The 25058-nt window shown below is 65.5% G+C and carries 18 protein-coding genes; 13 read left to right on the plus strand and 5 right to left on the minus strand.

Annotated elements, in window-relative coordinates; all coding sequences use genetic code 11:
- Nucleotides 1–299 precede the first annotated feature (299 nt).
- The 6 genes from H623_RS0100625 to H623_RS0100650 all read left to right on the plus strand — a co-directional run bounded on the left by H623_RS0100625 (nucleotide 300) and on the right by H623_RS0100650 (nucleotide 7299).
- The gene (locus H623_RS0100625) at nucleotides 300–2159 is read left to right on the plus strand and encodes an ABC-F family ATP-binding cassette domain-containing protein (RefSeq protein ID WP_084485467.1); all 1860 of its coding nucleotides are present in this window, start codon (nucleotides 300–302) and stop codon (nucleotides 2157–2159) included.
- A 155-nt stretch (nucleotides 2160–2314) separates the two neighbouring features.
- Nucleotides 2315–3427, plus strand: a complete 1113-nt coding sequence (locus tag H623_RS20680) for an Rv2578c family radical SAM protein (protein WP_022899019.1) — start codon at nucleotides 2315–2317, stop codon at nucleotides 3425–3427.
- A 136-nt stretch (nucleotides 3428–3563) separates the two neighbouring features.
- Nucleotides 3564–4772, plus strand: a complete 1209-nt coding sequence (locus tag H623_RS0100635) for a sensor histidine kinase (RefSeq protein ID WP_022899020.1) — start codon at nucleotides 3564–3566, stop codon at nucleotides 4770–4772.
- Entirely contained in the window at nucleotides 4772–5932 is a 1161-nt protein-coding gene (locus H623_RS0100640; RefSeq protein WP_022899021.1) for a hypothetical protein, read from the plus strand. Before H623_RS0100635 ends, H623_RS0100640 begins: the two co-directional genes overlap by 1 nt.
- The gene (locus H623_RS0100645) at nucleotides 5919–6572 is read left to right on the plus strand and encodes a response regulator transcription factor (protein ID WP_022899022.1); all 654 of its coding nucleotides are present in this window, start codon (nucleotides 5919–5921) and stop codon (nucleotides 6570–6572) included. Before H623_RS0100640 ends, H623_RS0100645 begins: the two co-directional genes overlap by 14 nt.
- 46 nt (nucleotides 6573–6618) lie before the next feature.
- Nucleotides 6619–7299, plus strand: a complete 681-nt coding sequence (locus tag H623_RS0100650) for a thymidine kinase (RefSeq protein ID WP_022899023.1) — start codon at nucleotides 6619–6621, stop codon at nucleotides 7297–7299.
- On the opposite strand, the gene H623_RS0100655 is transcribed toward H623_RS0100650, so the two are convergent.
- The gene (locus tag H623_RS0100655) at nucleotides 7292–8080 is read right to left on the minus strand and encodes a 3'(2'),5'-bisphosphate nucleotidase CysQ (RefSeq protein ID WP_022899024.1); all 789 of its coding nucleotides are present in this window, start codon (nucleotides 8078–8080) and stop codon (nucleotides 7292–7294) included. The genes H623_RS0100650 and H623_RS0100655 overlap by 8 nt on opposite strands.
- A 407-nt stretch (nucleotides 8081–8487) precedes the next feature.
- On the opposite strand from H623_RS0100655, the gene H623_RS0100660 reads away from it, so the two are divergent.
- Nucleotides 8488–9501, plus strand: a complete 1014-nt coding sequence (locus H623_RS0100660; protein ID WP_022899025.1) for an LLM class flavin-dependent oxidoreductase — start codon at nucleotides 8488–8490, stop codon at nucleotides 9499–9501.
- A gap of 63 nt (nucleotides 9502–9564) precedes the next feature.
- Here the strand turns inward: H623_RS0100660 and H623_RS20785 are convergent, their stop codons facing one another.
- Both H623_RS20785 and H623_RS0100670 read right to left on the minus strand, forming a co-directional pair.
- The gene (locus tag H623_RS20785; RefSeq protein ID WP_022899026.1) at nucleotides 9565–12633 is read right to left on the minus strand and encodes a discoidin domain-containing protein; all 3069 of its coding nucleotides are present in this window, start codon (nucleotides 12631–12633) and stop codon (nucleotides 9565–9567) included.
- Nucleotides 12634–13008: 375 nt separating this feature from the next.
- On the minus strand, nucleotides 13009–13878 hold the full coding sequence (locus H623_RS0100670) for a dihydrodipicolinate synthase family protein (RefSeq protein WP_022899027.1): 870 nt from the start codon (nucleotides 13876–13878) through the stop codon (nucleotides 13009–13011).
- Nucleotides 13879–14135: 257 nt separating this feature from the next.
- On the opposite strand from H623_RS0100670, the gene H623_RS0100675 reads away from it, so the two are divergent.
- Nucleotides 14136–15908: a class I mannose-6-phosphate isomerase gene (locus H623_RS0100675; protein ID WP_022899028.1), complete on the plus strand. Its 1773-nt coding sequence runs from the start codon at nucleotides 14136–14138 to the stop codon at nucleotides 15906–15908.
- A gap of 54 nt (nucleotides 15909–15962) precedes the next feature.
- Here H623_RS0100675 and H623_RS0100680 read toward each other — a convergent pair whose 3' ends face one another.
- On the minus strand, nucleotides 15963–16868 hold the full coding sequence (locus tag H623_RS0100680) for an ROK family protein (protein WP_022899029.1): 906 nt from the start codon (nucleotides 16866–16868) through the stop codon (nucleotides 15963–15965).
- Between the two features lie 53 nt (nucleotides 16869–16921).
- Nucleotides 16922–17986, minus strand: coding sequence for a substrate-binding domain-containing protein (locus H623_RS0100685; protein WP_022899030.1), 1065 nt, complete (start codon nucleotides 17984–17986; stop codon nucleotides 16922–16924).
- Nucleotides 17987–18109: 123 nt separating this feature from the next.
- Here H623_RS0100685 and H623_RS0100690 point away from each other — a divergent pair, with 123 nt between their 5' ends.
- The 5 genes from H623_RS0100690 to H623_RS21305 all read left to right on the plus strand — a co-directional run.
- Nucleotides 18110–19366, plus strand: coding sequence for an ABC transporter substrate-binding protein (locus tag H623_RS0100690; RefSeq protein ID WP_022899031.1), 1257 nt, complete (start codon nucleotides 18110–18112; stop codon nucleotides 19364–19366).
- Nucleotides 19367–19379: 13 nt separating this feature from the next.
- Nucleotides 19380–20282, plus strand: a complete 903-nt coding sequence (locus H623_RS0100695; RefSeq protein ID WP_022899032.1) for a carbohydrate ABC transporter permease — start codon at nucleotides 19380–19382, stop codon at nucleotides 20280–20282.
- A complete protein-coding gene (locus tag H623_RS0100700; RefSeq protein ID WP_022899033.1) occupies nucleotides 20279–21097 on the plus strand; it encodes a carbohydrate ABC transporter permease in 819 nt (272 codons plus the stop codon). The genes H623_RS0100695 and H623_RS0100700 overlap by 4 nt, the downstream gene beginning before the upstream one ends.
- Before the next feature lie 213 nt (nucleotides 21098–21310).
- Nucleotides 21311–24385: a glycoside hydrolase family 38 N-terminal domain-containing protein gene (locus H623_RS0100705; protein WP_169514880.1), complete on the plus strand. Its 3075-nt coding sequence runs from the start codon at nucleotides 21311–21313 to the stop codon at nucleotides 24383–24385.
- A 418-nt stretch (nucleotides 24386–24803) separates the two neighbouring features.
- The coding region (locus H623_RS21305; protein ID WP_157560848.1) for a helix-turn-helix domain-containing protein at nucleotides 24804–25058 on the plus strand (255 nt) is incomplete at its 3' end.

Below are 25058 nucleotides of genomic sequence, written 5' to 3' on the forward strand. Positions count from 1 at the left end.
CGTCCGGCGCGCGCGGTGGACAGAGGGCGCCGCCTCTGGTAACGTCTCGCGAGCTATGAAGAAGTGACCACCTTCGTCCCGCGCATGAGGCTCGACCCCTGCGGATTCGCGACCATTTCACGTCGCACCGCAGCGCATCCGGCGAAGAACGGCCACCGTCACCGGTGGTGCACATGACCGTGCTCGGTCTCGGCGCCGCTCCGTGATGTCGTCCGGTTCTCTTCGATTCGAGGATGCCCACGCCCGGCGGGAACTTCACGTTCGCGCTCGCGAGCACGCCCACCGAGAGGCGGTTCCCCATGACTGCACCTTCGAACCCCACCGACATCAGGACCAGCCCCGTCCATTCCGTCAAGGTCGAGCCGCCGCGCGCCCACTCCAGCGGGATCGGCGCGGCTCGCGCTGACTTCACACGCGCCGACCACATCCGGGCCGACGGTGTCTCGCTCGCCTACGAACTGCGGCCGGTACTCCGGCACGTCTCGCTCGTCGTGCCGCCCGGTGCGCGGGTCGGCCTGATCGGCGAGAACGGAGTCGGCAAGTCGACGCTGCTGCGCGTGCTGGCGGGCGCGGAGGCGCCCGACAGCGGCACCGTCGCGCGTCCCGCGCGCACCGGACTGCTCTGGCAAGAGGTGCGCTTCGCGCCGCACGAGACGCTGCGCTCCGTCATCGAAGACGCCCTCGCGGGGGTGCGCGCCGTGGAGCGCGAACTGGACGCGGCGGGCGCGGCGCTGGCCGAGGCATCCACGTCGATCGGCATGGAGCAGGCAGCGGACCGATACGACCGCGCACTCGCCGCAGCCGAACGAGCGGATGTCTGGAGCGCCGATGCGCGCCGTGACCGTGTGCTCGCGGGGCTGGGTGTGGCGGGCATCCCGCTGGAGCGCACACTCGGCCAGGTCTCCGGCGGCCAGCGCAGCCGCTTCGCGATGGCGGCGTTGCTGCTGAGCAGGCCGGATGCGCTCCTGCTCGACGAGCCGACAAACCATCTGGATGACGAGGCCGTGGAGTTTTTGCAACGCCAACTCGTCGAGTGGCACGGGCCGGTGCTCTTCGCCAGCCACGATCGCGTATTTCTCGATGCGGTCGCCACCGCGCTGGTGGACCTCGACCCGTCGCGCGCGAGTGCGGAGTCGCTCGCCGGCTCCCCTGCGGGCGGAGAGAGCGGCGGCAGGGCCGTCAGCGGTGCGCGCGAGTCCGTGCGCGCATCCGGGAACGGCGCCACCGTCTTCGGGAAACCGTCGACCGGTGAGGGCGCGTTCAGCGCCTACCTCGGGTTCAAGGCGGCGGAGCGCGACCGCTGGGAACGGCAGTACCGCGACGAGCAGGACGAGCTGAAGAAGCTGCGACACGACGCTGCCGTGACAGCGCGCGGTCTTCGGTCGCACGGCGCGCGGACGCCCCGCGACAACGACAAGTTCATCGGCAAGTTCAAGAGCCAGCGGGTGGATGCTCAGACCTCCCGACGCGTGCGCAACGCTCAAGGGCGTGTCGACGAACTCGAACGCAGCCAGGTGCGCAAGCCGTCCGCGCTGCTGAGCTTCGCGGGCATCCCGGGCGGAAGTCATGCACTGGACGATGCCGCCGGGACCCTGCTTCAGGTGACGGATGTCTCCGTGCGGCACCGCTTGCACGTCGCCCGCCTGCGCGTCGAGCCCGCTGCGCGCGTGCTCGTCACCGGAGCGAACGGCGCGGGAAAGTCCACGCTGCTCGGACTGCTGGCGGGGCGGATCGTGCCGGACTCCGGCACGGTGACGCGTCGCCGGGGCTTGCGTGTCGGCCTGCTGGAACAGGACGTGCGGTTCGCGCATCCCGACGCCAGTCCGCGCGCCATGTACGAGAAGGCGATGGGGGAACGGCGGGCCGAGCAGTTGCCGCTGACGTCGTTGGGACTGATCGCTCCGCGTGACGTCGATCGGCCCGTCGGGTCCCTGTCGGTGGGACAGCAGCGGCGGTTCGCGTTGGCGCTGATCATCGCGAAGCCGCCGCATGTCTTCCTGCTCGACGAGCCGACGAACCACCTGTCGCTCGCTCTTGCCGGTGAGCTCGAGGATGCCCTCGGCGGCTACCCGGGGGCGGTGGTCGTCGCCAGCCACGATCGCTGGTTGCGGCAGCGGTGGGAGGGCGCCGAGCTGGCGCTGGAGTCGCTGGCGCGATAGCCCAGCGGTGGCGGTGGCGGTGGCGGCAGCCACAGCCACAGCCACAGCCACAGCCACAGCAGCCCCGGCGGTGGCCGCGGTGGAATCCGCAGCTCAGATCGACTATCCCTCCTGGCGAGGTTGCGATAGTGCCGAATAAATGTTCGAATGTTGCCATGCGGTGGAGTGGCCAAGAGATCACCTCGGAGCAGAAGGATGCTCTTCCCGGTCTGGCGCGTCTCAACAACCTCGTGCGTTCCGTGCGCACGCCGGAGTTCGCGGGAGTGACGTTCCACGAGGTGCTGGCGAAGTCCGCCCTGAACAAGGTGCCTGGTGGTGGCGGCGCGCTGCCGTTCGGCTGGACCATCAATCCGTATCGGGGCTGCAGTCATGCATGCTTGTACTGCTTCGCCCGTCCCACCCATCGTTACCTCGACTTCAACATGGGCACCGACTTCGATCGCGAGATCGTCGTGAAGGTGAACGTGGCCGAGGTGCTGCGCAAGGAGCTGGCGAAACCGAGTTGGGGCAGGCATCCCGTCGCTCTCGGCACGAACACCGATCCGTATCAGCGGGCAGAGGGGCGCTACGCGCTGATGCCGGGCATCATCGATGCGCTCGCCTCATCGGGTACACCGTTCAGCATCCTCACGAAGGGGTCGCTGCTTCGACGCGACCTCGACCGGCTCGAGGATGCCGCCACGCACGTTCCCGTGGACCTCGCCCTCTCGATCGCGGTCTACGACGACGAGTTGCAGAAGTCGGTCGAGCCGGGCACGCCGAGTACCAAGGCGCGTCTCGAGACGGTGCGCGCGGTACGGGAGCGCGGGCTCGACTGCGCCGTGTTCATGATGCCGATCCTGCCGTACCTCACCGACACCCGTGCGCATCTGGATGCGGCGCTCGCGGCCGCGAAGAACGCGGGCGCCACGTCCGTGCTGTATACCGCGCTGCATCTGCGCCCCGGTGTGAAGGAGTGGTTCATGCTCTGGCTGGAGCGCGAGCATCCTGAACTGCTGCCGAAGTACCGTGCCATGTACGGGTCGCAGTCCTACGCGCCGGTCGGCTACCGCAAGTGGCTGGCGGCGCGCATGAAGCCCCTGATCGCCGCGCACGGGCTGCGCAGAGGAGAGGAAGACCCGATCACGGGCGGAGTGCGCTCCGCTGCGCTCAACGCGATGCGCGACGAGAACGGTGATCGGGTGCGTCAGCGCGACGGAGCCGAGCGGGTGCGGCCGGCCTTCGTGCCCGCCCCGGTTGCTCCCGAAGAACGGCTCACGCTGTTCTGACATGTCGACTCCGATACGCAGGAGGACCAGGTGACTGAGAATGTGTCACGAATCGACGCAGGAATCTCCGGATGCATTATCGGGGGACAACAAAGGGGTACAGGTCGGCGCTCGTCGCATGTCATAATCCTGAGCGATGTCTCTGGGGGTCCCGGCGCAAGTCGCCCGCGATGCAGGCAATCGCGCTGTCGCGGTGTCGACGCAGGTTGCCGCGTTGATCTGCCTCGCTGCGGCGTTCGTGTCGGTCCTCGCCCCCGGTTTCACCGAACTCGGCGGCGGTGGCCGCTGGTGGGTGGCCGGCTGCCTCCTCCCCATGATGGCGGCCATGCTGGCGGTCATGATCACGCGGGCCACCCTGGCGAAGGTGATCTACGTCGTCGTGGGGTGGGCATCCACCTTCGTCTACACCGTTGTGCTGCTGCATCAGACGCAGTCGTACACCGACACCGATCTCTTCGTTGTGGCGCTGCCGCTGATCGCCCTGATCTTCATCGGTGGTTCCGGGCCGGATGCCCGTGTCGGCGTCATCTGGGCGACGCTGGCGTATGCGTCGGGCGACCTCGCCGTGTTCGCGGCGGCGCTGGTGGCGGGTCGGGAGTTCCGGCTCGATTCGATCTCGCTCACCACCTACATCCTCTTCATGGTGCTGCTCCTGTTCCATGGCATCACCCGCGGTGCCTACCGAGGCGCGCACACGCTCATGCTCCGCACCCTGCGGGAACAGCGGGCGGACGAGATCCGCCGAGCTGTCGCCGCCGAACTGCGCGCCGAACTGCACGACACGACCCTCAGCGAGCTCGCCGCGGTGGCGTCGGCGACGCCCGGGCCGGTCACCGCCCGGTTCCGTGAGCGGATCACCTCCGACATCCGCCACTGGACCCAAGATCCATTCGCCTCCTCGAGCCCCCGCGAAGGCGGCGATGAGGGCGAGTGGCGCACGAGCGAGCTCGCCGAGGCGATCGAGCACGCGCGCGATTCCGGGCTCATCGTGGATGTCAGCGGAGACCGCGCGCCGTACGCCGCCCTGTCGGGGCACAAGCGACGCGCTCTCGGCCTGGCCGCGCGGCAGTGCTTGGTCAACGTGCAGAAGCACTCAGGACAGTCTCGCGCCGAGGTGATGCTCTCCTCCTCAGACGACGCCGTCTCGGTCGTCGTCGTGGATGCTGGACGCGGCTTCGACGTTGCCACGCTGACGGCGGAGGGCAACGACCGCATGGGCCTGCTGCACTCGGTGATCGGCCGCGTCGAACGGGTCGGAGGCTCTGTGTCGGTCTTCTCGAAGCCAGACGCCGGAACCTCGGTGCTCATTATCGTGCCGTCCCTCGACGACGAAGGGCACAGCTGATGGCGGCGACCGTGCTGTCCAGCATCCCGGCACGACTGGACCCCATCGGCGCCGTCGCATCTTGGATGCTCGCCCCGCTCGTCAGCGTGATCGCCGTCGCCTATGCCATCTCACGTGACATCGCCGGCAGCGCGGAGATCAGGCATCCCGAGATCGCGACCGCAGCGGTTCTTCTTCTCGTCGTGAGCGGAACACTGCTGACCATCGCGGCTCATCCACGCTCGGGCAGGCTCGGAGCGGTCGGCGCCGTGCTCGTGGTCGTGTGCGCCATTGTCGCCGCGGCGTTGTCATCTGTGTCGACGTGGGGGCACAACCAGTACATCCAGGACGACTGGGGACAGCTGGGCATCGGACTGTTCATCTTCGGGCTGCTCTGGCTGCGCCCGCCGCGGGAGATCGGCGTGTTCGGCGTGTTCGGAGCGATCGTCGTCGGAGCGCTGGCGGCGGGCCAGGCAGGAACGCTGAGCATCGCGAACACTCCGTACGTGTATGCGGTCGTCGCGATGACTCCGGTACTGGTCTTCGCAGCGGTTGCCGCGACGAGCGGGGCCATCCTCTCCCGGTACAGCATCGACTGGCTCACCTCGGCACGCCGAAGCATCGTCGATATCGAACCGGAGCTGCGGATGCTCGAACACGACGCCCTGCATCGGGCCCAACTCGACGAGTTGCGGCGCGTGACGCTGCCGCTGCTGGCATCCATTGCGGACCGAGGCTTCGTCACGGCCGGCGACGTCGTGGCAGCGGCCACGGTATCGGCTCGACTTCGCGAGCACGCTCTCGAACAGTCCCGTATCACGTGGGTCGAGGGCCTCATCGAGACGACGGGGATGAGTTCACGCGCGGTCGACGACCCCGAACGTCTGTTGCCGCGCATGGGCTCGCGGGAACGAGCGGCACTGACAGCGTGCCTGAAGGAACTGGCGGGACTCGGGGCGATCGACATCGTCGCCGCCCGCATCACCGTCGCCTCGGCCCCGACCGTCGGGCCGTCGGCGCGTGCACGATTCGAGGTTTCGGTACCTCTGGCGGCACAATGGCGTCTTGCGCGCCGAACCGCGCGGCCGTTCGTGAGCGTGCTGCGGGGCCTCACGGGCGACGTGTCCATGACGAGGAATGAGGCGATCATGACGATGAGGCTCGGTTTTGAACCCGCGTGAGGCGCGCACGCCGGTGCGCGTGGGCATCCTGGACGATCACGAGTTGCTGCTCGACTCCCTGTCGAACTGGATTCGCGACCACGAACCGCTGTTCGAGCTCGCGGTCGCAGCACCGACCTGGGTCGAGCTCGTGCACTCCTCGGCGTTCCCGGTCGATCTCGTGTTGATGGACCTCAATCTGTCCGAGAAGGTGTCCATCGAGGCGCGGGTGCGCACGTGCCGGGCGGCTGGGGCATCCGTGATCGTGCTCACCGCGCTCGACACCCCCGAAGAGCGCGACCGCTGCCTCGGCGCGGGTGCCCTCGCCTTCCTGTCGAAGGCACAGCCCGTCCGCGATGTGATGGCCACCGCCCGCAGCGTGATGGGACTGATGGATGCCGGCGCCGGCGCACCCGCGCGCGTCGCCTCTTTCGTGCAGCCGGCCACGAAGCCGCACCTCAGCGACGGCGAGCGGATAGCGCTGCTGTTGTACGTCGACGGCAAGTCCACCTCCGAGGTGGCCGACGAGATGCATGTGCAGTTCGAGACCGCGAAGACCTACCTCCGCCGCGTGCGCGACAAGTACGGCAGGGTCGGGCGACCGACGAGCACGCGCGCCGATCTCATCCGGCGCGCCGCCGAGGACGGCTTCCTGACGTAGGCGAGCGCATCCCTCGTCCACCCGGAACGACGAATACGATGTTCGGGTGGCGAAACTGTACTTCCGGTTCGGGGCGATGAACAGCGGTAAGAGCACGGCGTTGCTGCAGGCCGCCTACAACTACGAAGAGCGCGGCCATCGCGTGCTGCTGGCGAAACCGGCGATCGACACCAAGGGTGATGCGACCATTGTTTCCCGGCTCGGAGTGGCGCGCGACGTCGACTTCACGATCGAATCCGACTCCGACCTCTATCACCGATTCCAGGTGCACCGCGAGCGGACCATGTCGCGGTTCGGGCGCGACGTGAGCTGTCTGCTCGTCGACGAGGCGCAGTTCCTCACCGAGGAGCAGGTCGATGATCTGTTGCGCATCGCCATTCTGGAGAATATTCCGGTGCTGGCATATGGCATCCGCACCGACTTCCAGACCGTGGCCTTCCCCGGTAGCCGCCGCTTGCTCGAAGTCGCGCACAGCCTCGAGGAGTTGAAGACCATCTGCCGCTGCGGTCGCAAGGCCATCTTCAACGCGCGCACGATCAACGGCGTCTTCGTGTTCGACGGCGACCAGGTGGCGATCGAAGACGACGACACCGTCGTGTACGAGTCGCTCTGCGGCCTCTGCTATCTGCAGGAGAGCGGCGGCGAGCTCAACGACGGTCGCCGCCATTGGCCGGTCGGCGGTTCGGTGGCCGCCTACGCGTCGGAGCCCGACTCGGACTTCACGTAGCGGCGCTCGCCTCGGCGATCCACTTCGATAGCGTCGACCACGCCACGGGGGCGCAGATCGCGAGATCGGGAAGCCACGGGTTCTCCCTGTTGTACTCCAGCTGCGTACCGTCCAGTCGCGACGTGTGCAGCCCAGCCGACCGGGCGACGGCCACCGGCGCTGCCGAGTCCCACTCGAATTGGCCGCCGCCGTGCACATATGCGTCGACCTCGCCGGTGACGACGGCCATTGCCTTGATGCCGGCCGAGCCCATCGGCACGAGCTCCACGTCGTGCCGCGCGGCGATCGCGTCGACGACGGCCGGCGGACGCGTCCGGCTGACCGCGAGCCGCAGCGGACGCGAGCCATCCCACGATTCGACCGGAGCTTCGGGATGTCCAGGGCCGGTGTGCAAGATCAGCCCGCGTGCCGGCATCCCGACCGCGCCGCCAACGAGGCCCCGGCCGCGTTCCCAGAGTGCGATGTGCACGGCCCAGTCAGTGCGCCAGACGCCGTCGGGACCGCGCTCGGCGAATTCGCGTGTGCCATCGAGCGGGTCGATGATCCAGACGCGATCCGCTCCCACACGGGCGGGATCGTCGGATGCTTCTTCCGACAGCACGGCATCGCCGGCGGCGCGCTTCGTCAGCTCCGCGGCCAGCCAGGCCTGCGATCGTCGGTCGCCGGCGTCGCGAAGTTGCTTCACATCGTAGGGGGCGTCACCGATCTCGCCGCGCAGGCCGAGCAGCACCTCACCGGCCCCGGCCGCCAGCTCGGTGAACATCGCCGTGTCGTCAGTCACCTGGTCTCCCGTGATCGAATCCCATCGAGCCTAGCGAGGGCGTTTGCCGCGCCGCCCCAGGATGCCAACTCCGCTGTCGCGAAGCGCGACCCCTGCGCGGCGGGTTCAGGAAACGCGACTCCCTGCGCCACGCAGGCGCATTCTTCGACAGCGGAAGGGAGCGGTGGCCCCGTTGATGCCGCAGCCAGGTGTCGGGACGGTGGGTAAGGCGTCTGAGCCGTCGTGTCAGGAGAGGCGGAGGGCTGTCGGGCGCTGGAGCGCTGTCGGGCGCTGGAGCGCTGTCGGGCGTTGGAGGGCTGCCGGGGCGCTGGAGCGCCGCCGGGGCGCTGGAGGGCTGCCGGGGTGCGCGGGAGGCTTACAGGCGGCGCGCCGGGAATCCTCGTGCGCGGTGTGCCGTTGCACTTGGCGTGACCGATCTCCGCAACGTCCCCCTCAGCGTGCTCGATCTGGCGACCCGTGAGGCGGGGGCGACGAACGCGGACGCGGTGGCCGGTAGCATCCGTCTGGCTCGCACCGCCGAGAGCCTCGGCTTCGAACGCTTCTGGGTCGCGGAACATCACGGCATGCCGGCGGTCGCCTCGAGCGCCCCGGCCGTGTTGATCGCGGCGATCGCTGCTCGCACCGAGCGCATCCGGGTCGGAAGCGGTGGCGTCATGCTGCCGAACCACGCGCCGCTCGTCGTCGCCGAGCAGTTCGGCACGCTCCGGGCGCTGTACGGCGACCGAATCGACCTCGGCATCGGCCGTGCTCCGGGCACCGATCAGGCGACCGCCGCCGCACTGCGCCGCAGCGAGGATGCCCTGGGTGCCGACGATTTCCCCCAGCAGCTTCTCGACCTGCTCGGGTTCTTCACCGGCGGATTCGCCCCCGACGACCCGCTCGCCGGTCTGCGCGCCGTGCCGGGTCTCGGCGACCAGCCGGAGGTGTGGCTGCTCGGATCCAGCGCCTTCAGCGCCCAAGTCGCCGCCGCTCTCGGCCTGCCGTTCGCGTTCGCACACCACTTCGCCGGACAGAACACCGAGGAGGCGCTCGACCTGTACCGCGAGCGGTTCCAGCCGAGCGAGACGCTGTCGCAGCCGCACACCATGATCGCCGTGACAGTGCTGGCGGGCGACGACCCCGACGAGGTGCGGCGGCAGTCGTTGCCCGCTGTGCTGTCGTTCCTCCAGATGCGGCGCGGACTCAAGCCCGAACCGGTGTCGGTGGCCGAGGCATCCGCTTACGAGTTCAGTCAGCTCGAGCTCGACTTCATGGCGGCGCGAAACGCGCGACAGGCGTTCGGCACGGCAGACGTGGTGCGTGACAAGCTCGCGTCGCTGCTGCATTCGACCGGCGCTGATGAGCTCATGATCGCGTCGGGAGCTGCGGAATCGGATGCCCGCGTGCGCTCCCTCGAGATCGTCGCCGACCTGTTCGCGTAGCGGCGCCGCGCTCCGTCGGTTCTTCTGCGACCCGACGAAGCGCGGCGTTCCGGATGGTTCCCGCTAGCCGCGTGCGCCTTTGCGGCGGCGCAGAACCGTGAACGCCACCCCGAGGCCGAGGAGCAGGATCGCGGCGAGGCCGGGAAGGAAGGGGTCGCTGCCCGTGTCGGCCAGGGCCGCATCGGACGCGGACCCGCTCGAGTCGTCGCTGGAGCCGGCAGCGCCCGTGGATCCCGATCCCGTGGTGCCCGACGGATCGGACGGGTCGGCGCCGCCCGTGGACGGGTCCTGATAGACGGCCAGGTTCAGCATCTGGTCGGCAGCGGCGGTGAAGTCACCGGCGGCGCGCGTCTTCTGGTTCCACGTGCGGCCGGGCGTCGTCGCGGCCTTCGAGGAGTCGATCCCGAGAACGAGGCCCGAGTACCGGTTGACCAGCCGCACCGTGCCGTCCGCCTCGCCCGTCTCAGCCGAGGTGTTCGGAACGATGAACCACTGCTGGCCGACGCCCGCCGCGTCCTTCGACGTGAGTGTCAGCGCGGCGCCCCAGGCGCGTCCGGCCGCCGTCGAGCCGTCGACGCCGAGCAGGTCGCCCGACCCGTCGGCGATCGTGTACGAGCCGTCGCCGGTGGCCGCGAAGCTCCAGACACCGGATGCCTTGTCGACGTCGGTCGCGCTCGTCACCGCGCTACCGTCAGAGTCCACCTGCAGCAACTGGTCGTTGCCGTTCGCGATCGTGTACTTCTTCGTGGTGTCGATCGCACTGGCCGGTTCGTCGCCGTCGATCGTGACGTTAGCGTACTCCGCCGCGGAACCATCCATGCAACCGAACGAGCAGTAGGAGCGGAACGACTTGCCCACGATGGCGGTGTTCGTCTTGTTCGCGGGGTCGATGAACCAGCGGTACCAGGATGCCGTCGTGTAGTCGGTCCCCGTGTCGCCGAGCTTGAACCACTTCTGCGTCGCGAGGCTCTTCGTCGCGTAGAACTCCTGTGGCGCCTTGCCCGACTGGTCGACCGCCTGAGGCTCGCCGATGTACAAGCCGAGATACGCGTCGTACGTGACGTCCATCACGAACAGCGGGGAGGTCGCGGGCATCTCGCCTGCGGCGATCTGCTGCTGCGCCGTGCCCTGCGTGTTCGGGTTGTACTCCTTCCCGGGAGCGGTGTACGCGGTCGGGCTGTCATCGGTGACGGGAGTCATGTTGCTTTCCTTGCCGCCGATGCCCGGCTGCGTCCACGTGCCGTCGTACCACTTCTCCCAGGAGCCGGTGGCCATCTTGCCGGAGATCGGAGCCCGGGCGACGTGCTCGTAGAACGCGACCCAGCCGCCGGACTTGTTCACGACGCGCGACCCGTAGAAGGCGTAGAAGTATCCGGATGCGTAGTCGACGTAGAGACGCGGGTCGCCGTCACCGTAGTAGTAGGTCTGGTTGGGGAACGCCGCGGCATCGCCTCTGACAGTGCTGAACGGCGACGTGATTGCGTGACCCGGGATGCTCCACGTCTTGCCCTGGTCGATCGAGACGGCGTAATCGATCGAGTCGTAGTGCAGGCCGTCGCCGAACGGCTCCGGCGTGAACTCGTTGTGCACGAGCCCGTACCAGTCGCCGGTGTCGGGGTCGACCCAGATCTGCGTGAGGTCGCAGTAGTTCGCCTCGCTGTGCGCGGTTGAGCCTTCGGCGACCGTGGCCTCGGTGCCGGTGGGGCTCTCGTTGCAGCGCTTGGTCGTGTCGTTGTTCTTATCCGCGGCGTCGTTCGGGTTGACGGCGTTGTTGAGCGCCGACACCGACGTGGCGTCGTCGATGTTCGTCCCCGACCAGAACGCCCACTTGCGCGGATCGCTCGCCCCGTAGATGGCCTCGGACTGACTGAAGTAGAACGTGCCGTCCTGATCGACGTACGGGCTCGCAGGCGTGTCCCATGGGCTGGACCAGGAACCGAGCGAATCGGCAGTCACACTGTACGGGCCGTCCGGCTCCGTCGGTGAGGTGTCCACGGGAGCCGTGTCGGCGTCCGTCGAGTACGCGACGAGTTCGGAGGCGGAGGCGTTCGGCGTGCCATTGATCGCGTTCTCCGCCTCGAAGCGCACGTAACGCGCCTTCACGGCCTTGTCGAACGTGACGTACTGGATCTCGGCGGCGCTCGTGGGCTGCGTGAAGGTGGCGGTGCCAGAAAGCGCCCAGCCGGAGGCATCCGGATCCTTGGCCGTCGACTCGTCGTCGGTCGTGAAGACCTTGGCGTCCTTCACCGGGCCATTGCTCTGCACCTTGACCGAGTACCCGAGGCCGGTGAGGTCGAACGAGCCGCCCACGTCGAACGTGATCCAGTGCGGCATCGGGTCGGGGTCACCGCCGTTGTACGCCGAAGCCCACTGCGTGGTGTAGTCCTGATCGAACGCGGAGCCAGGGGACCCGTCGCCGCTGCTGGTCGCCTCGGAGTCTGCTCCGACCAGCGCGTACTGGGCGTTGGTGATGGCCTTGCCAGCGGGCTGATCCGAAACGTCGTCGGTCGAATACACGACGATCTCGGAGGCCGACGCGTTGTCCGACCCGTTCACCGAACTGAGCACCTTGAACTCGACGTAGCGCGCCGTGACAGGCTTCGCGAAGGTTACGTACTGGATCTCGGTGGCGCTCGTGGGCTGGCTGAAGGTAGCGGTCCCCGCTGAGGTCCACTGGTCACTGGACCCATCTTTGGCCACGTTCGCGTCGTTGGTCGTCAGCACCTCGACGTCCTTCGCCGGCCCATTGCCCTGCACCTTGACCGAGTAGCCGAGGCCGGTCAGCGTCTGTTCGGCGCCGATGTCGAAGGTGACGTAGTGCGGCATTGGTGTGTCAGCGATCCCGCCGCCGTGATAGCGCACCGCCCACTGCGTCGAGTAGTCGCCGTCGAAGGCGCCGGCGGCGGTGCCGTCGAGAGCGGGTGGGGAGGGGTAGGGATCCGACTCGGAGTCGACGTCGAGCACCGTGTAATGCGAGTCGTCGACGGCAGTGCCTGCGGGCGGCGTGTTCACGGTATCGGCGCTGGCAGGAACGGCCGTGCCGAGAGCGACCGTGGCGGTGACGGCCAGAGCGACGACTCCGGCGAGGGCGGTGCGGCGCGAGCGGGCCGCATGGGCGGTACGTGGGGGCATGTGTCTACCTAGCTACGTCGTTGGGCTCGATATGGCGGAAGCGACTGCCACACTACGCCGCTGATATCGGTAACACCAGTCCTGGCATGAGAATAAGACCACCCACTGTTATCGGGGCTCAAGGGCGTGGCCGCCCATTCGCCGAGTCAGGTGATGGGATGCTCGCAACCGCCGAGGCCGCTGAGACATGTCACAAGCAATCGGCCGGCCGCGTCGTGGACCACCGGTCACGATCTCCGCACGGCTGTTCGAGCCTCGACGTGTGCGTGCGGTGAGTGGCCGTGCCCACGCGAATGGATGCGAGCAGATTGCGCTGGGTTCGACCTAGCGTCTCCTGGTACGCGTCAGCCGGGCCGCGCTGGGGCGGTCTCTCGGTCAGGCGTACTGCGTGACCGCAAGCTTCAATCGAGCCCGAACCTCTTCATCGACCTGGTCCAGAGCCATTCGCGAGGTCCCAGCGTCGATGCCTTGCTCAGCGAGGCCAGCGCGCATGCGTTCGGGGTCGCCGTCGACCAGGTCGACGACCGCGTCGATATCCGCCTGCAGCGACGCGAGTCTTCCCCTGTCGCCGCGCTCGATCGCATCGGCCATCGCGACGAACGGCTTCGGGAACACGGAAGCGACGCCGGAGACCACTCCCTGCGCACCGTGATCAATCACGTTCGCGAGCTCACGGTCGGCGCCGGCGTACAGCCGGAAACCTTCCGGCGCGACGGACCGGTACTGCTCGAGCGTCTGCAGACCTTCACCGCTGATCTTCGCTCCCACGATTCCGGGCACGCGCGCGATCTCCGCGAAGAGCTCGGGGGAGACCGGATTGCCTGTCCTCGCGGCGAAGAGATAGGCATACATCTCAAGGCCGTCTGCAGCGGCAGAGATCTCACGGTAGAACGACAGGATTGCTGCGTCGCTCGCGGGCAGATAGTAAGGCGTGAGGGCCGCGACCGCTGTGGCTCCGGCATCCTTGGCCTGCCGGATGAGTCGTTTGGCTTGGAACGCGCTGGCCGCGCCGACATGCACGACGAGCCGCTTCCCCGCCAAGGTCTCGATGCTGAGCTTCGTCAGTTCGCCGCGTTCCTCCTCGGAAAGAGCGGCGAACTCGCCGGTGGTGCCGAGTACGAACGCTCCGTCAGTGCCCGAGGATGCGATGTGCTCCAGGATGCGCCTTGAGCCCGCGAGATCCACGGATCCATCTGATGAGAAGGCGACCGGAGCCGCGGTGAGGATGATGGGTCTTGTGGTCATCTGAATTCTCGCTACTCATGACGGACGAAATGTCGGCAGCCGACCGCGTTCGTGGCCGATCTACGGGCCGATTCTAAGCGACCGCTATGACGCCGAAGCGGCGAGACAACACGGTAGTTCGCCCACCAGGCTCTCCGGTCGAAGCTCGCGCCGATGACCGCCCTTCATCCGTCGGGCCTCAAATGCGATCGACGGTCGACTTGATCCAGTTCTGTGGTCTTGATAACGTTACCAAGCAGTGCATCTTGGAGGCTGATGTGGATAAGTATCTGCCGGGAGCGGTAGACGGTTCGTCGTACGACAAGTTCCCGACGGTCCCGCTTCCTCCCGGCCATCGCCTATGGAGGGGTGCCGCGGTCTGGGAGCGAATCGGCCAGGAGATCGAGCTCGGTGCGCGGGCGATCGCGGTGGACGCGTACCCCGGCGTCGACATGGAAGATCTGACTCGTGTTCTGGCCGAGCAGTTCCCCGATGCGGAGATCGTCGACATCGAAGAGGCGGCGGCGAAGCCGATCGGCGAGATCGACGCCATGATCGAGAACAATCTCACTGAGGACCGTGTATTCGGAGTTCTGAACCATCAGACGCTCGAGGCGTTCTACGATCCGGATCGCCTCCGACTCGTGGCGGTCGCGCTCGCCTCGTCCGATCGAACGACATTCGTCGTCGGCTGGGGTGCAACGCTCGCACCGGCGCATTTCGATGTGATCGTGCTCGCAGATATGGCGCGATGGGAGATCCAGCAGAGGCAACGCGCCGGCGCCCCGAACTGGCGTTGCGCGAACTTCGACGAGGATCCGATTCGAAAGGTGAAGCGTGGCTACTTCGTCGAATGGCGGGTCGCCGACCGGCACAAGCGAGCCATCTTCGATCGCGTCGACTACGTTCTCGACACCAACGTCTCGGTTCGAGACGCGAAGCTGATCACTGTCGAAACCTTCGCGGCCGGCCTCGCCGCAACCGTGAAGAGGCCCTTCAGGGTGGTGCCGTTCTTCGATCCCGGAGTCTGGGGCGGTCAATGGATGCGCGACGTCTGCGGCCTCGGAGACGAGCCGAACTACGCGTGGTGCTTCGATTGCGTGCCCGAGGAGAACAGCATTCTTCTCGAGGTGAACGGAGAGTCCATCGAGCTTCCCGCGCTCGATCTCGTCTTCTCTCATCCACGCGAGCTTCTCGGCGAAAAGACGTTCGCCCGCTTCGGAGCAGAATTCCCGATCCGGTTCGACTTCCTGGACACGATGGGGGGCGGCAATCTATCACTCCAGGTGCATCCGCTGACTGACTACATCCAGAGCACGTTCGGAATGCACTACACACAAGACGAGAGCTACTACATACTCGATGCTGCTGAGGACGCCGAGGTCTATCTGGGGCTCAAGACGGATGTCGACCCATCGGCGATGGAAGCTGACCTCCGGAATGCCTCGCGCGGCGAAGGCACATTCGACGCAACACGGTTCGTGAACACTTTCCCCGCCAAGAAGCACGACCACTTCTCGATCCCGGCCGGCACAGTCCACTGTTCGGGGGCTAACTCGATGGTGCTGGAGATCTCAGCCACCCCCTACATCTTCACGTTCAAGATGTGGGATTGGGGGCGCGTGGGTCTGGACGGAATCCCGCGGCCGATCCACCTCGATCATGCGATGCGAAACATCCAGTGGGGCCGCGACAGTGAGTGGACCAGTCGCAACCTCGCGCCTGAGCCCGTTCCGGTGTCTAGCGGACCAGGATGGGTCGAAGAACGCACTGGGCTGCATGAGCTCGAGTTCATCGAAGTGCGCCGACACTGGTTCGAAGGCACCGTGCTGCACGACACTCACGGGACGGTGAACGTTCTGAACCTTGTCGAAGGTGCAGAGGCGGTTGTCGAGAGCCCGTCCGGAGAATTCGAGCCCTTCGTCGTTCACTACGCGGAGACCTTCATCGTCCCCGCGCAGGTGGGCGCATACACGATCCGTCCCCATGGCCGTTCGATCGGCCAGCGGCTCGGTACGGTCAAGGCCTCGGTGCGCGGCACGCACGCCTGATCGACGTCGGGCGGAGACCGAGGCCGCTACCCCGATCGGGCGAACGCGAAGCGACTATGCAAGCATCGCCGACCCGATCAGCGGAGCGTCGTCGAAGAGCGTCGAGGCGCGGATGTTCACGGTCTCGGCAGTCACATCCTGCACAGCGCGCGCGAACGGCCCGCCCAGGACATCCCAGGACCGGGCCATGGATCCTCCGACTACAGTCTCAGTCGCTCCGAACCGGGCAATCCAGGGTGCCAGGGCCGTGCCGAGCTCGAACATGGCGGCATCGAGGATCTCGGCGGCATGAGCTTCGCCCCGGCGTGCGCGATCGGCGATCTCGCGCACTGTCCGCCGATCATCGCGGTGCTGTCCGTACCTACGCTGTATTGCGCGTGTCGAGACGAAATCCTCCAACGGCCGACCCTCGATCTCGAGAAGATGCGCCCAACCATGCGGTGGCACTTCTCGGCCGGACTCGACCGGGTGGCCGTAATCGAGGAAGGCCGAGCCAACCCCTGTTCCGAGTGTGATGCACACGAAGCGGGCAGCCCTGTGCGGCGACGCTGACCACTCGCCCACTCCGTACGCTACGGCGTCATTCACAAAGCGCACATCTCCCCGCTCGACGCCGAGGACGGCGCTCAAGCGTGTTCGGAGGTCCACGTTGGCGAGGGCAGCGAATTTCGCGACGCCCTCGAACGTGCCGGACCCGCGCTCATAATCGAAGGGCCCTGGCAGAGCTATCGTCCAGGCGCCCGCACCCGGAGCCGCTCGTCGGAGCGTTCCGGTGATCGACTGGAGTATCTCGTCGGCGTTGGCTTCCGGCTCGATCTCTCCCGTCGCCCGTCTGATGACGCGTGGTTGGTCTCCGACCTCGATCACGGCCGCCGTCACGTGCGAGCCCCCGATATCTGCAACCCAGCGGAGTTCCTCGCCGCCAGGGGAGTCTTCGGCGATATCTGCGGCGATGGACATTCGTGGCTCCTGGAGTACATCGGGGCGTGCAGCGTCCGAGTGGCCTCTCGACATCACTTCGGGCCCTCCGGCGTCAACTGCAGGTAAACCGGAAGCTCGACGGTTTCGGCGGCCAGGCCTCCGCGGGCCCCGTCGATGCGGTCCAATAGCATCTGCGCAGTGCGACGGCCTAGCTCTCGTGGATCGTGGGCAACCACAGACAGTGGCACCGGGGACAGGTCGGCGAACTCAAACCAGTCGAATCCGATGAGCCTTATTGCCGGCGTCTCGGATGTGCGAGTTGATCGAATCCGCGCGATAGCGCGGATCGCTCCCACCGTGTTGCGGTTGTTGGCGGAGAAGACCGCCGTCGGGGGAATCTCGTGCGCGAGCAGTTCAGTCAGGGCCCTTTCCGCTCCCACCGCTTCCTGCTGGCCTGTTCGGACGAGATGCTCATAAACCGGCACGTTGTGATCCCGGTGAGCATTTCTATAGCCCTGCAGACGACGCTGCCCTGTGAGCACGGAGGTGCGGGTGCCGAGGAATGCGATCTGCCGGTGCCCTTCGTCCAGTAGCCGGCTCGTTGCCTCGTATGCTCCGCCGAGGTCATCGATCAGCACCGTGTCGACGTCTAGCCCGGGAACGGAACGGGAGGCGAAGACGATCGGGCTTCCGCCGAGCGATTCCGGTGCGAGGTGATCGGCGTGCGTGGGATCCGCGGGTACGACGATCAGGCCTTCAACGCGACGGCCGATGAAATCCGCGACGAGTTGACGCTCCAGGTCGGGGTCTTCATTGGAATTGCCGACGATGATCCGGCGGTTGGCCTTCGCGGCGATCTCCTCGATGCCGCCTTGCATCTCGGCGTAGTACGGGTTCGCGATGTTGGTGATCGTGACCCCGATGAGGCCCGACTTATGACCGGGTCGGAGGCTCCGGGCGTTCTCGTTCCTGCGGTATCCCAATTCTGACGCGGCATGCTCGACGCGGCGACGCATCTGCGGTCGCACGTTCGGACCGCCGGCGAGGACCCGCGAAGCGGTCATGGGGCTAACTTGGGCCCGCTCCGCCACGTCTTTGATGGTGGGCGGTCTCGTCGGGAGCTTCGCCGGTTCGTCGTCACCGGACGGGGCATTCATGCTGGGCACGCTATACCACCGAATCTTCCTGACGGCGTCATCGTCTTGCGCCGTCTCAACGCATGTGTTACTTTCGAGCAATTGGTAACGATACCAAACATTAGTCGGAACAAGGGAGTTCGTGTGAAGGCACGCAAGTGGCTCGCGGCCATTGTGGTTGCGACGGCAGTGACGGCAGGCCTGGTCGGCTGCTCGTCCAACTCATCCGGCAGTTCGGGCAGCACAACGCTGAACTTCGTGGAAGACAAGGGCTGGAACTACGACCCGCTCTCGACTGCGGCGAAGAAGAGCCTCGGAGTATCGCTCAAGACCAACACGTACAGCAACGAGAACCAGTTCCAGGCGTTCGTCAAACAATCACTGCGTACGCCGAAGGCCCCCGACATCTTCACGTGGCACACGGGCGCCCAGCTCGAGCAGCTCGTCTCGCAGGGACTAGTGGCGGACACGAGCAGCATCTGGAAGAAGGCCATCGCCAAGAACTGGGTGTCGCCCTCGATCGAGAAGATGTTCACGGTCGACGGCAAACAGTACTGCGTGCCGCTCGAGGTCGACTACTGGGGCATGTATTACAACAAGGCGATCTTCGCCAAGTACAACCTGGCACCGCCGACCACATGGTCGGAGATGCTGAATGATGCCGCGACCCTCAAGTCTCACGGTGTGGTGCCGTTCTACAGCCAAGACGGGAATCCCTGGGCGTTCGTGTACTACATGCTGACCATGGCCGGCACCGATCTGAACGAGTACAACGCCATCAACGAGGGCAAAGCTTCCTACACCGATCCTCAGGTGAAGAAGGCGATGGATGTCTGGCTGAAGATGCTTCAAAAGGGCTACTTCAGTGACCCGGGTTCGAAGACCCCATCACAGACCGTTTTCAAGGACGGCGACGCAGCGATGCAGCCGTTCGGCACCTGGTACCCGGGAACGCTTGCCAAAGTAGGAATGAAGCCGGGAAGTGACTGGGGAATCTTCCCGATCCCGGCAATCACGAAGCAGAACGGTAAGACTCCGGTTGCTGTCGAGACCGCGCCCGTCTGCGTTACGGCGAAGGGTGCCAACAAGGCGGCGGCGCTCAAGTATTCGCAATGGCTCATGAGCCCGTCGGCGCAGTCGACCTGGTCGAAGGCGCAGGGGATTCTTCCCTACAACCCGCAGGCCAAGGCTGCGAACTCGACTCTTCAGGGCTTCGGTAAGCAGGTGACGGACGCCGCGAAATACACGACCTATCTGCGCTACTACGAGGCGGCGCCAGCGCCGGTCCTCACGTCTGCTCTAAACAACTTCACCGGGTTCATGACCGCTCCGAGCGACCCGACGAAGTATCTCAAGAGCATCCAAAGCGTGTCCTCGCAGTACTGGGCGAGCAAGAAATAAGCGCGCCTTGGCCATGCACTCGAAATCCAACGGATACCAGCGCTCCGCCTGGGCCTTCATGGGCCCAGGCGTGGCACTGGTCCTCCTCGCGATGTACATCCCTGTCGTGTACACGATGTACCTCAGCTTGACGGACTACAACGGCCTCGACACGCCACAATTCGTCGGACTCCAGAACTACGTCACGATGTTCTCGGATCCGTCGTTCCTCATGTCGCTTCTGAACACCGCGATCTGGGTCGTAGGCACTCTCATCGTGCCCGTCGGAGTCGGCTTGCTGGTCGCCTACTTGTCTTTCGGATTGAAGTGGGCCTCGCTGTTCCGGATCCCGTTCCTGATCCCGTATGCGCTTTCAGGGGTCGCGATCGGCGTCGTGTTCAACTTCATCTTGCAGAACGGGGGTGCCTTGTCCCAGGCGATGGCCTTCTTCCATCTGCCCGGCGCCGACACGCATTGGCTCGAGGTTGCGCCGCTCAACACGATCGTGATGATCCTCGCCTCCTCGTGGCAGGGAATCGGGGTGAATGCACTCCTCTTCATCGTCGGCCTTCAATCGATCCCGAAAGAGCCACTCGAGGCTGCCCGGATCGACGGAGCAAACGGATTGCGACTGTTCACAACCATGATCTGGCCGCTCCTACGCCCATCGACCACGATCGTGGTCGGACTCTCAATCGTGAACAGCCTGAAGACGTTCGACATCGTGGAGACGATGACCCAGGGTGGGCCGAACCGCATCTCCGAGACCCTGGGCGTCACGATGTACTCGGACACGTTCCAGAACAGCCAGTACGGGCTCGGCGCCGCCGTGGCGATCTTCCTCACGATCGTGACAGTCGCCGCATCGGTGCTGTACCTGCGTCGACAACTGGCCATCGGAGATTCGTCAGGTAGCGGGAAGGTGGCTGAGGCATGACCTCGCGCATTGTCCGCTATGCGGTTCTGGGGGTCTTGGGAGTGCTGTGGCTTCTCCCCATCTACCTGCTGCTTGCGAATGCGAGCAAGTCGAACGCCGACTTCTCGGGGAGTCAGCTGTGGACGACGGGAAACGTCGTCGCGCTATGGAACAACATCGTCGACGTCTTTACCACCACGGGTATCTCGAACGGATTCGGCGTTTCGGCCGTCTACGCGGTCATCGCGCCCATCATCGCCGTCGTTCTCGGGGCGTGCGTCGGATTCGCCGTCATCGTGCTGAAGCTCAAGCACGGCTTCACCTGGTTCTTCCTAGTGTTCTGCGGAACGGTGTTCCCGATTCAGATGATGGTGATCCCCTGGTTCAGCTTCTCCGCGGACACTGGGCTTTACGACACGATTGTGGGGATGATCATCATCTACTCGATCGTCGCGCTGCCGTTCTCTGCCTTCGTCATGCGCAACTTCTTCATCGGGATATCGGAGACGGTGTTCGAGGCGGCCGTCGTCGACGGTGCGAGCGTCTGGCGCATCTTCTCCCGCATCTATCTGCCGATGAGCACGAGCGCCCTCGTGGTGGTGTTCATCCTGCAGGCCACGTGGGTGTGGAACGACTTTCTGCTGTCCCTGATCCTCACGCAGAGCACGGCTCGCCCTGTTATGCCGCTGCTGAACGCACTCCAGTCGACGGAGGGAGGAGGCCCCGGATACACGGTGACGCTGACGGCAGCACTCCTCGTATCTATTCCGACTGCCGCTCTCTTCCTGTTCACCCAGAGGTTCTTCCAGAAGGGTCTTGCTCTGGGGCAGTACTGAACGCCGCGCCCGCCAGCCTGTGCGGAGTCAGTGTGGTCGGCACGAGTCCAGTTCAATGCATCACCACCTATTGCAATTTGCTATTGGAGATAGAGAATGTCCTCACCCAAACTCGTCGCCACCCGTCCCTGGGATGATGAGGATGCCCGAGCCGGGCTCATCGATCGCGCCGTGAGCTTCGAAGGGACGATCGGCTCGACGCGCATCGCAGTTGTGCCCGAGCCGCTCATCCGAACCATCGACGGCACGCGCGCCCAGTCGGTACGCCTGATCGGACGTGGTTGGCCGCTCGCTCGTCGCGGGCTGCGTCCGTCATTGGAGATCACGGGTGGCGCCGATCTCGTGCTGGCCGTCGAAGACGGCCCAGCGGGCAGCATCCGTTTGCTGGTGCGAGCCGTTGACGAGCCTCGATCGGTGAGTGTGGGCATCCCCGAACTCGGGTCCGAACTCCTCGAATTCGAGTTGCTTCATCAGCGGGACTGGACCATCCACCTGATCCACCATTCGCACTTTGACTTCGGGTACACGGACCGGCAGACGGAGGTCTTCGCCGCGCAGCGTTCGTATGTGGACAGTGCATTGGATCTCATCGATGAGACCGCAGGTTGGCCGGACGACGCCCGATTCCGCTGGAACAGTGAAGCTCTGTGGGCCATTTCGGACTGGCGGAAGCAACGGCCAGAACAGCAGATGGAGCGCCTGGTCCGCGCAGTGAAGGCCGGATCGATCGGGCTGAGCGCGTTGCCGTACAACCTGCATACGGATGTGTGCTCCACGGACGAATTGCATGAACTGCTTCGGGATGCCCGCAGGCTTCGTGATGAGTTCGGCATCTCGTTCACCTCGGCAATGCAGACTGATGTGCCGGGTCAAGTCGCGGGTCTTCCGGACGCGTTGCAGGAAGTCGGCGTCAAGTACCTTTCCGTTGCGCATAACTGGGCCGGTCGTTCGCAGCCGCACACCAGTGGCGGGCTCAACCTGCCCCGACTATTCCGCTGGCGTTCGCTAGCCGGCAATGAGGTTCTCGTCTGGATGACGGATAGCCCTCACGGGCTGGCTTACATGGAGGGGCCCATGGTCGGCTTCACAGAGAACATCGAACAGGTCGAGAACTACCTTCCGGCGTACCTAACGGCCATGTCGACCAAGGGATATCCGTTTCCTCCGGGAGTCTTCGGGGCACACGGCGAATCGTTCGAAGGACGCGAGCCCTACCCGTGGGATGTGCTGCACCTTCGCATCCAGGGGTATATGGGGGACAATGCGCCGGCACGACTGGTACTGCCGAGCATCGTCCGCCAGTGGAACGAGACCTGGGAGTCGCCGCGGCTGCGCGTTTCACGCAACGAAGACTTCTTCGCCGACGCCGAGTCACGGCTCGGCGACCAACTCGTGACGTTCGAGGGCGACTGGGGAGACTGGTGGGTGGAAGGCGTCGGCTCGGCTGCAGTGCCCGTCTCTTTCATGCGCAAGGCACAGGCAGAAGTGACCGATGCCCGTACGATTTCTCAGCTGAGCACGCTTGCAGGCGGCGAAGCGGTAAGCGACGAATCAAGTCGATCGTCTGAAACCTACGACGCGATCTCGATGTTCAACGAACACACGTGGGGCGCGGGGAACTCCTGGACCCACGGTGATGAAGGCTTTTCGTCGGGTGAACTCCAATGGCAGTGGAAGGTTGCCCAAAGCCTGATCGCGCAGCAGCGATCGTCAGAGCTTTTGGAGACCGCGCTCGTGTATCTCGGTCAGACCGTTCCCTCCGCGGACGGGAAGGGCGCGTCCTTCGCGATCGTCAACTCCACCGGCTTTGCGCGGAGCGGGGCAGTGCGCTTTCTGCTCCCGGAGGCGCACGTCCCCTTGGACGCGGACATCGCGCTCACGGACGCGCGTGACGGATCTTCTGTTCCGTTCGTGGTCGATGAGCAGGTCAATGCAGCCCATCGGGAGTCGGGACGATGGGTGACCGCGCACGTGACCGGAGTGCCGGCGGCCGGATACGTGCGGGTCGATGTTCGCACCGTTGACGCGGGCAGAAGCGCCCCGCCATCGGAGAACCCCGAGGATGCGTCTGAGCGCAGCGAATACGGACTGCTTTCGCTTAGCGACTCCGGTCGAGACGAAGGCGTGGATCTTGCCGAACGGTCACAAGCCGAGCTGCTGAGCATGGAGAACGAATTCCTCCGCGTGCGCGTCGATCCTCGCTCTTCGACGATCGGTTCGATCATCGAGAAGCGGACCGGTCGCGAATTGGTGAATACGGAGGCCGTCGTCGGATTCAACGGATACGTGTACGACGAATACGCCAGTTCAGGAGCCGGCTTCAACCACCTTGCGAACAAGCTAGCGGTGAGCGAGCGGCTCGAGATGCTCGCGACGCGCTCGCTCGCGCGTCCGCTGCGGATCGTCAACCGATACGACGATGCGTTCGCGCAGACGCTCGTCTACGAGTACCAAGCGGCGGGTGTCGATTGGGTGCGAGCGACTCTGCGTCTGCCAGCAGGCTCGCCATGGCTCCTGATCGAGAACCGGCTTTCCAAGCCGGCTCGGCGGGTCAAGGAGAGCGCCTACTTCAGCTTCCCGTTCGCAGGCGATGCTGCGAAGATGCGATTCGAGGTTTCCGGCAGCGTTACGGGTGACGGTCTGCCGCATATCCCCGGAGCTCCGCAGCATATGCGCGGGGTGCGCGACTGGGTGCTGATCGAAGACGGCGACCACGCGGTTGCCTGGGTCACCAAAGACGTTCCGCTCGTCGAGCCTCACACGATCTCCGTGCCGTACGCGCCGTTCCCGTCTAGCACGAGTCCTCGGGAGGCGGGGACCGTCTACTCCTGGGTGCACAACAACATCTGGGATACCAACTTTCCGATCGAACAGAGCTTTGAGGCCACGTTCACCTATGCCGTCGGAGTGCGGACAGACAAGAACGAGAGCGGGAGTGAACTCGCCCTTCGGACCGCGGCTGAGCTTGTGCATCCGTTGAGAGCGGTCCGTGCGACCGGGCAGAGCTCCACAGCACCGACACACAAGGAAATTCTCTCGATCTCCGATCCGCGGGTTCAACTGATCGGGCTGGTTCAGGCGGATGACGGTGCCACGATCGTGCGCGTGCAGTCATTCGCAGACGAACCCGCACTGGTCGGGATATCGCTCGCGACGGAACTAGCACGTGCCGCACGGTCCACGTTCCTCGGCGATGAGCGTGGTGAGCTCGAAGTAGAGGGATCGATGGTGTATCTACCACTCGAACGATTCGAAGCGGCAGCCGTCAAAGTGGTTGTCGATGAGTAGAGTCCGCGTCCAATAGGGTGCGTGGGGTGCGCCCTCCCTTTCCCCCGAACGCCGCGGTGCAGCGTTCGGGGACCCCAGGGGCGGGACCCCGCCTGACACGTGCGAGTTGTGTGCAAAAAGGGCCCGGTCGAAAACCGAGCTGCGCTTGTCGGAGTCGGGGTGCGCCCCATGCCGCCCCAAACGCTGCTTCGCCGCGCCCGGGGACCCCACGGCACGGGGACCCCGCCTGACCACAGCGAGTTGTACGCGAGAAGGGCCCAGTCTCACGACTGGGCCCTTCTCGCATACAACGTCGGGGTGACAGTGTCCTGGTTCAGGACATCGGAATGGGTGTCTCGGGTCATCGGAATGGGTGTCTCGCGTCATTGGAATACCGTGTCTGCGGAGGTGGGAGTAGCTGGGCGATTGACGCTGGGGCATGACTAAGCAGCGTCTCGTGATTAGTGCCGTTCTGTCCGGTATTTCGCAGTCGGAGGCCGCCCGTCGTTACGGGGTATCGCAGAGTTGGGTGTCCAAACTGGTGGCACGATATCGGCTCGAGGGTGAGAGCGCGTTTCAGCCGCATTCCCGACGTCCCGTCACCTCACCGAACGCGACCTCGCCGGCGGTCGTGGAAATCGTGATCGGGATCCGCCGCCGCCTGGTACGCGCAGGCCTGGACGCCGGTGCCGAG

The organism is Humibacter albus DSM 18994, assembly GCF_000421825.1.
GTDB lineage: Bacteria > Actinomycetota > Actinomycetes > Actinomycetales > Microbacteriaceae > Humibacter > Humibacter albus.